This is a genomic window from Hymenobacter sp. YIM 151500-1 (assembly GCF_025979885.1).
GTDB lineage: Bacteria > Bacteroidota > Bacteroidia > Cytophagales > Hymenobacteraceae > Hymenobacter.
In genome coordinates this window covers 3,512,649-3,523,943 of record NZ_CP110139.1, presented here as the reverse complement: position 1 = coordinate 3,523,943, position 11,295 = coordinate 3,512,649, and the positions used below count along the sequence as shown (strand labels likewise).

Annotated in this window: 10 protein-coding genes; 9 read left to right on the top strand and 1 reads right to left on the bottom strand. The window is 60.5% G+C overall.

The window, feature by feature from the left end:
- Window positions 1-35 precede the first annotated feature (35 nt).
- From OIS53_RS14770 to OIS53_RS14730, 9 genes are all read left to right on the top strand, one after another.
- The gene (locus OIS53_RS14770; protein WP_264679337.1) at window positions 36-494 is read left to right on the top strand and encodes an ATP-binding protein; all 459 of its coding nucleotides are present in this window, start codon (window positions 36-38) and stop codon (window positions 492-494) included.
- 7 nt (window positions 495-501) lie between these two features.
- Window positions 502-990 carry an rRNA maturation RNase YbeY gene (gene ybeY, locus OIS53_RS14765; protein WP_264679336.1) on the top strand — a complete coding sequence of 163 codons (489 nt, stop codon included), beginning with the start codon at window positions 502-504 and terminating at the stop codon, window positions 988-990.
- Window positions 991-1,108: 118 nt separating this feature from the next.
- The gene (locus OIS53_RS14760) at window positions 1,109-1,807 is read left to right on the top strand and encodes an arginyl-tRNA--protein transferase (protein ID WP_264682368.1); all 699 of its coding nucleotides are present in this window, start codon (window positions 1,109-1,111) and stop codon (window positions 1,805-1,807) included.
- Between the two features lie 273 nt (window positions 1,808-2,080).
- On the top strand, window positions 2,081-3,949 hold the full coding sequence (mnmG, locus tag OIS53_RS14755; RefSeq protein ID WP_264679335.1) for a tRNA uridine-5-carboxymethylaminomethyl(34) synthesis enzyme MnmG: 1,869 nt from the start codon (window positions 2,081-2,083) through the stop codon (window positions 3,947-3,949).
- A 13-nt stretch (window positions 3,950-3,962) separates the two neighbouring features.
- A complete protein-coding gene (locus OIS53_RS14750; RefSeq protein WP_264679334.1) occupies window positions 3,963-4,319 on the top strand; it encodes a hypothetical protein in 357 nt (118 codons plus the stop codon).
- 199 nt (window positions 4,320-4,518) lie between these two features.
- Window positions 4,519-5,412, top strand: coding sequence for a class I SAM-dependent methyltransferase (locus OIS53_RS14745; RefSeq protein WP_264679333.1), 894 nt, complete (start codon window positions 4,519-4,521; stop codon window positions 5,410-5,412).
- Between the two features lie 495 nt (window positions 5,413-5,907).
- Window positions 5,908-7,539, top strand: coding sequence for an Ig-like domain-containing protein (locus OIS53_RS14740; RefSeq protein WP_264679332.1), 1,632 nt, complete (start codon window positions 5,908-5,910; stop codon window positions 7,537-7,539).
- Window positions 7,540-8,493: 954 nt separating this feature from the next.
- The gene (locus tag OIS53_RS14735; protein WP_264679331.1) at window positions 8,494-8,988 is read left to right on the top strand and encodes a DUF4385 domain-containing protein; all 495 of its coding nucleotides are present in this window, start codon (window positions 8,494-8,496) and stop codon (window positions 8,986-8,988) included.
- Window positions 8,989-9,045: 57 nt separating this feature from the next.
- Window positions 9,046-9,531 carry a hypothetical protein gene (locus OIS53_RS14730; RefSeq protein WP_264679330.1) on the top strand — a complete coding sequence of 162 codons (486 nt, stop codon included), beginning with the start codon at window positions 9,046-9,048 and terminating at the stop codon, window positions 9,529-9,531.
- 192 nt (window positions 9,532-9,723) lie between these two features.
- Here the strand turns inward: OIS53_RS14730 and OIS53_RS14725 are convergent, their stop codons facing one another.
- Window positions 9,724-11,130, bottom strand: a complete 1,407-nt coding sequence (locus OIS53_RS14725) for an inorganic phosphate transporter (RefSeq protein ID WP_264679329.1) — start codon at window positions 11,128-11,130, stop codon at window positions 9,724-9,726.
- Between the last annotated feature and the right edge of the window lie 165 nt (window positions 11,131-11,295).

Sequence of the window (11,295 nt, the reverse complement as noted above, 5' to 3'; positions counted from 1 at the left end):
CCCCTTTCCTGGCCGCCCACGCCCTTTCCCCTTTTATGAAGCAGGTTAAAATTCAAATTCCTTCCTTGGTCGAGAATATTCGCGTGGTAGAGAGTTTCATCGACAACTCGAAGGATGCGTTTCACATCGAAGACGACATTTACGGCAATATCATGGTGGCCGTAACCGAGGCGGTAAACAATGCCATCCGCCACGGCAACAAGTTCGATAAAGACAAAAACGTGTTCCTGTCCCTGTTTGTGGACCAGGACCGGGTGAAGTTTGAAATCGAGGACGAAGGCTCGGGCTTCGATTACACTAACCTGCTTGACCCTACGGCCCCCGAAAACCTGGAAAACCCCGGTGGCCGCGGCATCTTCCTCATTCGCCACCTGGCCGACGAGGTGGAGTTTACCAAAGAAGGCCGCAACGTGCAGCTCACGTTTATGCTGCCCACGCCTTCTAGCTCCGAAACTGCCTTCAACGGCGCCACCTCGGCTTCTGCCAGCAACTAACCGCCCCATGAGCGACCTTCCGACCGGGCCCGACGCAGGCCAGGAGCACGACGACTTCGGCCGCGACGAGGGGCCGGGCATTGAGTTTTTGGTGGAAGACGTGGAGTTTGAGCTGGCCGACGCCGAGGAGCTTACTTCCTGGGTGGAGCGGGTAGCTGAGGTGCACGAGCACGAAATCGTGCAGCTCACCTACATATTTTGCTCCGACGAGTACCTGCACAAGGTCAACCTGGAGTACCTCAACCACGACACCTACACCGACGTCATCACCTTCGACAACGCCGACGACGCCGACATCATCGAGGGCGACATCTTTATTTCGGTGGACCGGGTGCGCGAAAATGCCCGCCAGCTCGGTGTGCCGTTCCGCGACGAGTTGCACCGCGTCATGATTCACGGCGTGCTCCACCTGCTCGGCTACGCCGACAAGGACCTGCTCAGCCAGACCGCCATGCGCAAAAAGGAAGACGACTGCCTGCTGCTGCGCACGTTCTAAACGACCCGCACCGCACAGCTGATTTTTCAGTGAAACGCCCGCCTCATCCGCGGGCGTTTTCCGTACCGCTCCGCTACCGTTTCCGTCGATGGCCATCAATGCCAACCCCGCGCCTCAGATCAGGGGCGACGCCCTGGATTTCTACCTGAGCCAGGGCTACTACCGCATGCACCAGGACCTGTTCACCTGCCAGTTTCTGCATCTGGATGGCGCCTACCACACCACGCACTGGCTGCGCCTGGTGCTGGGCCGCGTGCAGTACGGCAAAGAGCAGCTCCGCCTGCTGCGCACCAACGCCCGGTTTGCCACCACCATCAAGCCCTTCGCCCTGACCGACGAGCTGGAAACCCTCTACGCTGACTACCGCGCCAGCATCACCTTCGACGCGCCCGAAACGGTGGAAGCGTTTCTGCTGGCCGGGTCCGCGCACAATGTGTTCAACACCCAGGTGCTCGAAATCCGGGACGAACAGCGGCTGATTGCCGCCGGCATTTTTGACCTGGGCCGGCGCAGCATGGCGGGCATCATGAACTTCTACCACCCCGACTACCGCAAATTCAGCCTGGGTAAGTACCTGATGCTACTGAAGATAGACCACGCTTTGAGCCGGCAGCAGACGCACTACTACCCCGGCTACGTGGTTCACGATTACCCCAAGTTCGACTACAAGCTGTTTCCTTGCCCAGCCGCTACGGAGGTGTTTGACAGCCTGCTGGGCATCTGGCTGCCGTTTTCCTGGGAAGTGGTGGCGAAGCAGTCGGCCCAACTCATGGCTGCCTTGCAGGACGAAGACCCCACGGCGCTCAACCTGGAATAAGGCTGCGCAAACAACCCGCTGGCTGTGTATCTTTGCGCACGTTTTAAGCGTGTTGCGCCTTCAAGCTTACTGAGAAACGCCCGCCCAAACGCGGGCGTTTTCTGTAGCGCGAAACGGGTGCTTCGCGCACCGGTGAACGACTGGAGCCACTCACCTTGTTCTGTCCGAACGGTAGCAATTTGCCTTATTGTTTAATGATGCGCCAAGCTAGAGCGTAGCGCCGCACCGCGCCCGAATCAGCGCAATCAGTGTAATCAGCTAAATCAACGATTCATGTTTCAGCAAGAAGAGTACGACGTCATTGTAGTAGGAGCGGGGCACGCCGGCTGCGAAGCTGCCGCGGCGGCGGCCAACATGGGCTCCAAGGTCCTGCTCGTGACCATGAACATGAACACCATTGCGCAGATGTCGTGCAACCCGGCCATGGGCGGGGTGGCTAAGGGGCAGATTGTGCGCGAGGTGGACGCCTTGGGCGGGCAGTCGGGCATCATTACCGACAAGACCATGATTCAGTTTCGGATGCTGAACCGCTCCAAGGGCCCGGCCATGTGGAGCCCCCGCGCCCAGAGTGACCGGATGCGCTTTGCTGAGGAGTGGCGCCTGACGCTGGAACAAACCCCCAACGTGGACTTCTGGCAGGAAGCTGTAACCGGGCTGCTGGTGGAAAACGACACGGTGGTAGGCGTAAAAACCCAGCTCGGCATCGAGTTTCGGGGCCGGGCGGTGGTCCTGACCAACGGCACCTTCCTCAACGGCCTTATTCACATTGGCGAGAAAAACTTTGGCGGGGGCCGCGCCGCCGAAAAGGGCAGCACTGGCATTACGGAGCAGCTCAAGGAGCTGGGTTTCGAGGCGGGCCGCATGAAAACCGGCACGCCTCCGCGCGTAGACGGCCGCACCCTCGACTACTCCCGCATGGAGGAGCAGCCCGGCGACCAGGTGCCCAGCAAGTTCAGCTACCTTGACACGCCCCCGCTGGCCCGGCAGCGCCCCTGCTACATCACCTACACCAACGTTGAGGTGCACGAAATCCTGAAGGAGGGCTTCGAGAAGTCGCCTATGTTCCAGGGCCGCATCAAGGGGCTGGGGCCGCGGTACTGCCCCAGCGTGGAAGACAAAATCAACCGCTTCGCCGACAAGGACCGCCACCAGATTTTTGTGGAACCCGAGGGCTGGAGCACGGTAGAAGTGTACGTGAACGGCTTCAGCAGCTCTTTGCCCGAGGACGTGCAGTACCGCGCCCTACGCAAGATTGTGGGCTTTGAGCGGGCCAAGATGTTCCGGCCCGGCTACGCCATCGAGTACGACTTCTTCCCGCCCACTCAGCTCCAGCTCACGCTGGAAACCAAGCGGATTAGAAACCTCTACTTCGCGGGCCAAATCAACGGCACCACGGGCTACGAGGAGGCCGCCTGCCAGGGCCTAATGGCCGGCATCAACGCCCACAACCGCGTGCACGGCAAGGCGCCCTTCATCCTCAAGCGCAGCGAGGCCTACATCGGCGTACTCATCGACGACCTCGTCAACAAAGGCACCGACGAGCCCTACCGCATGTTTACGAGCCGCGCCGAACACCGCCTGCTCCTGCGCCAGGACAACGCCGACCTGCGTCTCACCCGCCTGGGCTACGAGCTGGGCCTGGCCTCGGAGGAGCGCCTGCAGCGCGTGCGCGAAAAGGAAAGCCAGACCGCCGACGTAGTGGAGCTGCTGAAAAGCTTCGGCATCGAGCCCCGCGACATCAACGGCTGGCTCCAGGAAATCGGCTCGGCCACGATTCAGGAGAAAACCCGCGCCGTAAACCTGCTGCGCCGCCCCGGCGTGGACCTAGCGGCCCTGGCCCGCGTGCTGCCCGGCCTCACCCTGGCCCTGGCCCCGTACCGCCCCGAGGCCCTGGAGCAGGCCGAAATTCTGGTGAAGTACGAGGCCTACCTGGAGAAAGAGCACCAGCAGGCCGCCCGCGTGCAGGAGCTGGAGAACTTCCAGATTCGGGGCCGCCTCGACTACCACGCCATGCCCGCCCTCTCGCACGAGGCCCGCGAGAAGCTGCTCCGCATCCAGCCCGAAACCCTGGGCCAGGCCTCCCGCATCAGCGGCGTAAGCCCGGCCGACGTTTCGGTGTTAATGGTGTATTTAGGACGATAAGGAGAAGCTACCAGTGCATCTTCTGCGTAGACGCTATTTCGTATTACTGCAACTGCTAGCTAGTTGTGTAGGCGTTGTTCAGCTGCTGGCGGTATTGCTGCCGAAGCAATTTCATTTTCTTTTTCAGCATTCAGACGCACTTGGCATAAGCTGGCACGCGGCCATTCTTGTTCTACTTACCAGCTTTGCTGCCAGCTTTTTGTTGCTGTTGCCATGTCTGTGGCGTAAGCAGTGGGGGCAGGCTGTAAAATGGCTGTTGGTGGCGCTGCTGGGCTTAGGACTAGCTTTTTTCTTCTACAGCACCACCATGTTTATTATGATGGGTTACATGGGTGACGGAGGCCCGGCAGACGACAGGTTTCATAAGTGACATAGATTTGGCTGACGCCGCTCATATTGAGGCTCAGAAGCATATAGAGGCTAGTTGCCTACTCTAATCAAGACCATGACTGCTGTTTCCTTTTGGATTCCGCAGCCGTTGGGGTTTCGTACCTTCGCGGGGCGGTTGGCGCGACCTAGCATCCATACCGCCTAAATCAGCGTCATCAGCATACAATCAGCGAGAATCTGTGATTTACGAGCGTCTGGAGAAGTGCCCGGTGTGCGGCAAAACCGAGTTTCGCAACAAGCTAATCGTAGAAGATAAGTCGGTCAGCAAGGAAAGCTTTGCCATTCAGCAGTGCACGGCGTGCACGTTTCAGTTCACGAATCCTCGTCCCAGCGCGGCCGGCATTGGGCGCTATTACGAGTCGGAGGAGTACGTGTCGCACAACAGCGGGGCGGGCGGGGTCATCAACCAAGCCTACAAGGTGGCTCGGTTTTTTACCATGCGCCGCAAGGTGGCCCTCGTGAACCAGCAGGCTCCGCGTAAGGGCCGCCTCTTGGATTACGGCTGCGGCACGGGGCATTTTCTGGCGGCAGCTAAAGCCAACGGCTGGCAAGTGGCCGGCCTGGAGCCCAACCCTCGCGCCCGGCAGGAGGCCAGCCAGCGTGTGGGCCAGCCCATCGGCACCAAAGGCCTTTCGGAATTCGACTCGGAAACCTTTGACGCCATTACGCTCTGGCACGTGCTGGAACACGTGCACGAGCTGAACGATACCCTGCGCCAGCTCATCAACCTGCTCCGGCCCGACGGCGCCCTGCTGATAGCCGTGCCCAACGTGGACAGCCTCGACGCCCAGCACTACCGCCAGGACTGGGCCGCCTACGATGTGCCCCGCCACCTCTACCACTTCAGCCCCCGCACCATGACCCAGCTGCTGAAAAAGCACAAGCTGGAGGTGCAGCAGGTGCTGCCCATGCCCCTGGATGCCTACTACGTGAGCATGCTCAGCGAAAAGCACCGCGCCGAGCGGGGCGGCGGCTTGCTCGCCGTGCTCAAGGCCGGCTACCAGTCGAACCGCTACGCCGCCACCCACGACGGGCAGTATTCCAGCCTGATTTACGTGGCCCGCAAACGATAATCACCGAATACGCGGATACTGCGGATTGCGCAGAGCCCCGGCACGACCTGCCACCATGTAACGCGAAGTTTTACTTCGCGAGGCGTTGGAGCGATACTGCTGCTAGTAGAACTATTTAGAAAGCTGAAAGACCGTCCTGCTTCATCTGACGTCCGCGCAGCCGGAAGCGAAGCATCTCGCGTGCTGATGTTGGAGTGGTAACTGTCATGCTGAGCATGTGGCGCATCAAGCCAGGGTGCGCAGCCGCAGTCGAAGCATCTCTACCGGGGGTAATCAAATACCATTGCAACGAAGCGGGAGATATGCTTGCCTACGGCGACCTTCGGTTCGACTCCGCCTCCGGCTGCGCGGACGTCAGATGAAGCAGGACGGTCTTTCGGTTTTCCCAAATAGCCTCAGTAACTCCTTCTGCCATCTGTTCAACGATGCGCGAAGCAGGAGCTTCGCGCTACAGCCGCGTAATCCACGCGGCGTTTTTTCGTTCTACGTGCTCCTATGCTCCTAACTGCCCGCACTGTTTCTTCTCTAGTTGCTTTTACTGCCGCCACGCTGCTAAGTGGCTGCGCGGCCATCAGCTCGCCCGAGGGCGGGGCCCGCGACACCAAGGCGCCGGAGCTGGTGCGCAGCGTGCCGGCCAACAGGGCCCGCAACGTGCGGGGCCAGGAAGTGCGGCTGGAGTTTTCGGAGCAGGTGCAGGTGAAGGACCTGCCCAAAAACCTAATTGTAGCCCCGCTGCTGCGCGAAGACAACCCCTACAAGCTGCGGGAGGAGCGCAATGCGGTAAGCCTGGTGTTTGAAAAACCCTTCGAGCCCAACACCACCTACTCCTTCAACTTCGGCGAGGCCATCAGCGACATTACCGAAAGCAACGTGGCTCGCGGGGCAGTCGTCAGCTTCAGCACTGGGGCCCAGCTCGACTCGGGCTCGGTGCGCGGCTCGGTTACGGACCTGCTCAGCGGGCAGCCCGCCGCCGGGGCGGCCGTGGTGCTCTACCCCGAAACCGATACGGCCAACGTGCGGCGTGGGCGCCCCACCTACCTGGCCCGCACCGACAAGCAGGGCGCCTTCAGCCTCCAGAACCTGAAGGAAGGCCGCTACCGCCTGTTTGCCCTGGCCGACAAAAACCAGAACACCCGCTACGACGAAGGGGAGCGAATCGCCTACCTGCCCGAGCCCATCCTGGTTCGGCCCGGCCTCGACACGCTGCGCCTGCGCCTGACCCGGCCCGATGCCCGCCGGCCCTTGGTGACCACCCAGAAACCCGGCCCCACCGACTTTCAGGTGTCGTACAACGAGGGCCTGACCCAGGCCCAGCTGCTCCCGCTGGGAGCCGCCACCGCCCCGCCGGCCCTCACCGAAGCCCTGTTGCTGGCCGACAAAGGCCGCACCGTGACCTTGTACCGCACGCCGGCCCTTGCGGAAGGCCGCTACCTGCTCACGGCCACCGACAGCGCCGGTAACGTGGGCCGCGACACAGTGGCGGTGCGCTTCCAGGGCACGGCCCCGGCCCGGCGCGGCCCGGCGTACACCGTAGAAGGCACCCCGCGCGAAGTCTACCGCCAGGGCCAGGTTCGGTTTCAGTTCAACGAGCCTATCCAGCTGGCCGCCGCCAGCAAGTCGTTCGGCACGCTGGTAGAAGACTCGGTGAAGCGGCGGCCCCTGCGCCTGCCCCAGGATGGCACCCTCAGCCCCGACCGGCGCACCCTGGCCGTGGAGCTTAACACCACGGCTCGCCAGACGGTGACGCTGGCACTCGACAGCACCGCTATTCGCAGCATCACGGGCCAGTCGCTGGGGCTGCGGCCTCTGCGGCTGCGGGTTACGGACCAGGCCACCACGGGCACGCTCAGCGGCCCCATCAGCACGCGTCACACCCGCTACGAGGTGCAGCTGCTCGACGCCAACGGCCAAGTTGTATCGGCTCTGCCCAGTCCTCGTGGCACCTACCGCTTCAATCACCTGGCGCCCGGCACCTACCGCCTGCGCGTGCTCATCGACGCCAACCAGGACGGCCGCTGGCAGGGCGGCGACCCCAGCTTGCGCCAATCCGCCGAGCCCATGTACCTCTTGCCCAAGCCCCTGGAAATCCGGGCCAACTGGGACCAGGTAGAAGCCTTGCAGTTTTAAGGTCCTGCATTCTCACTCGCTCTTAGCGCCCGACCTTCCGGCAAGGTTGGGCATTTTCGTTGCACAAGCCTCCGCCAACGGCTCCCAGAGCTGCTTCCAGTCCACCAACCGGTGGGTTATCCACGTTATCCACCCAGCCGGACCGCTCCGGAAAGCCCGGCCGGAGGTGTTTGCTCGGTTTCCCATTGGTAATCCACAGACTTTTCCACTGCCGGAATGCTGCGGGGCGTAATCTGTGGATAATACAGGGGAAACATGGGGATAACCCGTGGAGAAATTGCGCATAAGTTTTTTTGGCGCATCCGCAGCCGGTACAGCTGGGCGAGAGGGGGTAGCTGTGGTGGATAAGCGTGGATAAGTTTCCCCCGAAAATTCCGCAATTCACACTGGCCCCAGGCTGTGAATTGTGGATTTGTGCACAACTGCTGTGGATTGTGAAAAACCGTTATAACATATTGATAGACTGACTATTATTATTCACATACCCTGTTGACAGACGGTGCATAACTACACCATTGTACACATATTATCCCCGCTGTGCATAACCTGTTTTTCTTATCCACTTATACACAGCCCTAACGACGGGGGACAAAGAGAGAATTTTTAAAAAAAGAATCTTAAAAGTTATTAACCTGTGGAAAAGCGTTGGGCCGGCCCTCGGAAAAAGCCGGCGCGATTCTCTCGCGGAGTGCCTTGTGCCGGGGGCGCCCGGCCATGCAGTCCGGCGCCCCCAGCGCCGGCCACTGCCCACAGCCTGCACCAGGGGCTTCGGCGTGGCGTACGTATCGAAGGGATTCGGCTTGGCGGCTGAAGGATGAGCTTATAATCAACAGGTTATCCACATAAGCCGGTGGATTGAGCCCGAAATCGGCGGCTGTTCCTGTGGAGCAGGTAGCCGTGGGCCCATTCTGGTCGTATACAGCGGCGGGTGCTTCCCGTCTACCTGCTGTTGCCATGCCGTTCGACTACACCTTGGATTTCCGCACCGTTGACTTCCGCCAGCATCCCGAGCTTTACCGCGTGGGCAAGGGCGAGCAGGGCGTGTTGCTGGTGCAGCCGTATAAAAGCGAAATCCTGCCCCACTGGCGCTTCCGCACGCCCGACGTGGCCCAGAAGTCGGCCGACAAGATTTACGCGCTGTTTGAGGCCTATTTAGAGGCCGGCGACTTTGTGGGCGCCGACATGGCCCGTAAGTTTCTGCAGATGGGTTTTACGCGGGCCCGGCGCTACGCCAACCACCGCGGCGGCAAGAAGTACGACGGCCCCGTGCCCGCCGACAAAAAAGGCCAGAGCGGCAGCCACGGCCGCCCCGAGCTGCCCCGCACCGACAGCCCCGACCCCGATAAGGTGGAAGCCGCCATCATCTTTAAGCAGAAGTGGGACCAGGCCAAGCAGCACCCCGACTATCAGCGCCAGCAGGCCGAATTTGAAGCCCGCTACGGCAAGTGAAGCCCTGGCCGCTACCTTTGCCCTCTCTCTTCTCTGTATCCTCCAACCCCCATACATATGCAAACGCCCTCCCAATCTGCCGCCTCCACCGAAGAAAATGAAATCGTGCTTGGTGTGGGCATGGGCCCCCTCAAGTTCGGGGCTACCATGGACGAAGTGCGCGCCCTGATGGGTGAGCCCGAAGAAATTGAAGAGTCGGAAGAGGACGATGAGTTCGAGCACCAGGCCTGGAACTACCTCGAAGAAGGCTACTCCCTGTACTTCGACCGGGAAGACGACTACCGCCTAAGCTGCATCGAAACCGACCATCCCGGTATGCGCCTCTACGGCGAAGCCATCCACAGCAAAAGCCCCGAGGAGGTTGACGCCCTCATGCGCCGCCACGGCCACGAGCAGAGCGAGACCGAGAAAATGGACACTGGCGAGATGCGCATCTCCTACGAAAAGGAAATGATAGACCTATATTTCGATGAGGGCGAGCTACAATTTGTCAACTTCGGGGTGTTTATCAACGATGACATGGAAGTGCAATGGCCGGCTTAGGCGTGGGTTATCCACAAATCCCATGCGTTTCGGTGTTGATAAGTGGATAAGTAGCTAGCTGTTCAGTGCGTTGCCGGGCTTTTGCTTCATTTTGAAGCGACCTTCCCGAAAGCAGACTCCTTTTAGTAGAAGGTCAACAATAAAAAAGCCGTCCCAGCTATGGGGCGGCTTTTTGTCTGTTTCCAAGATGCCTTACGAGGGCAGGATAGCCCGGAATAGCAAGAACAGTCCGCCCGACAAAGCCATCGTCACGGGCAGGGTCAGGACCCAGGCTAGGGCAATATTGCGCACCATCTGGGGGTTCAGGTTCTTAATGCCGCGGTTGGCCACCATGGAGCCCGCAATAGCCGACGACAGCACGTGCGTCGTGGACGAAGGCAGCCCTAGCCCCGAGCTAACCCCAATCATGGTGGCTGCCACCAACTCCGACGAGGCGCCCTGAGCGTAGGTCAGGTGTTCCTTGCCGATTCGCTCCCCAATGGTTTTCACGATGCGCTGCCAGCCCACCATGGTGCCGATACCCAACGACAACGACACGATAAGCAGCACCCACCAAGGGGCGTAGTCGGTGAAGCTTTTCATGTCCTCGATGCCGGCGTCGAGCGTGGTCCGGTCCTGGGTGCTCAGGCTTACTTTTTCGCTGCTCTGAATGGTTTTGGTTTTGTTGGCCAGCAGCAAAATGGCCTTGCGGATTTCAAACCGGGCGTTCTGGGGTAATTCCTCCACGCGGGTTTTGCCGGCAAAAATCTGGTCTAGCGCGTCGGTCTGCACCTTGATGTCGGCTATGGCCTGCCGGTCTTTGGCGCTCAGGTCGGCTACGTTCACCTTTTGCAGCACCTGCTCCACGCGCACCAGCGAGTCGCGCATGTCCAGGGGGTTCTTGGTGTGGTCGAGGGCGTAGAAGGTGGGCACGATGCCGATAAGGATGAGCATGATCAGGCCCACGCCCTTCTGCCCGTCGTTGGAGCCGTGGAAGTAGCTCACCAGCGTGCAGGTCACAATCAGGATAAGGCGAATCCAGAGGGGTGGGGGCTTGCGCTTGTGCGGCTCCTTAAAGATGGTTTTGTTGTTGACGAAGCGCTTCAGCAAAAACATCAGGAAGATGGTCAGCGAAAAGCCAAACAGCGGCCCGATAAGTAGGGCGGCGCCGGTTTCGCCGGCCTTACTCCAGTTGACGGCCGCGTTGTTGGCATCGGGCAGGAAGCTGAAGGCAATGCCCACGCCCAGGATGGAGCCAATCAGGGCGTGCGAGGACGACGAGGGCAGGCCGTAGTACCAGGTGCCCACGTTCCAGATGATGGCCGCGATAATGAGGGCGCCCACCATGGCAATGCCGTGGTACACGTTCTGGTCGACCAGGCTTTCGACGGGCAGCAGGTACACAATGCCCATGGCCACGGCAATGCCGCCCGTGAGCACCCCGATGAAGTTCCAGAACGCCGACCAGATAACGGCCACCCACGGCCGCAGGGTGTTGGTGTAGATAACCGTGGCCACGGCGTTGGCCGTGTCGTGGAAGCCGTTGACGAATTCAAACGCGCAGGCGGCTACCAGACAGGCCAGCAGCAGCAGCAGCACATGAGGCTCTAAGCCAAACATAGAGGGGGAATTGGTGGAAATTCAGTTTCGGCAATCAAAGGTAGGGCCGCCCCAAGGGGGCGCAAGATTATGAAATTGTTACCGACAAGATGGAGGCCCGGTACTCTCGGGCAGCTAAACGCAGCCATTCACAACAAGTTGAGGCCCCGCGCGGCACAAGCCCCC

What these genes read in the sequence shown, in the direction of transcription:
- OIS53_RS14770 (WP_264679337.1), top strand. Translation starts at nt 36, where the DNA reads ATGAAGCAGGTTAAAATTCAAATTCCTTCCTTGGTCGAGAATATTCGC.
- ybeY (WP_264679336.1), top strand. Translation starts at nt 502, where the DNA reads ATGAGCGACCTTCCGACCGGGCCCGACGCAGGCCAGGAGCACGACGAC.
- mnmG (WP_264679335.1), top strand. Translation starts at nt 2,081, where the DNA reads ATGTTTCAGCAAGAAGAGTACGACGTCATTGTAGTAGGAGCGGGGCAC.
- OIS53_RS14740 (WP_264679332.1), top strand. Translation starts at nt 5,908, where the DNA reads ATGCTCCTAACTGCCCGCACTGTTTCTTCTCTAGTTGCTTTTACTGCC.
- OIS53_RS14735 (WP_264679331.1), top strand. Translation starts at nt 8,494, where the DNA reads ATGCCGTTCGACTACACCTTGGATTTCCGCACCGTTGACTTCCGCCAG.
- OIS53_RS14730 (WP_264679330.1), top strand. Translation starts at nt 9,046, where the DNA reads ATGCAAACGCCCTCCCAATCTGCCGCCTCCACCGAAGAAAATGAAATC.
- OIS53_RS14725 (WP_264679329.1), bottom strand. Translation starts at nt 11,130, where the DNA reads ATGTTTGGCTTAGAGCCTCATGTGCTGCTGCTGCTGCTGGCCTGTCTG.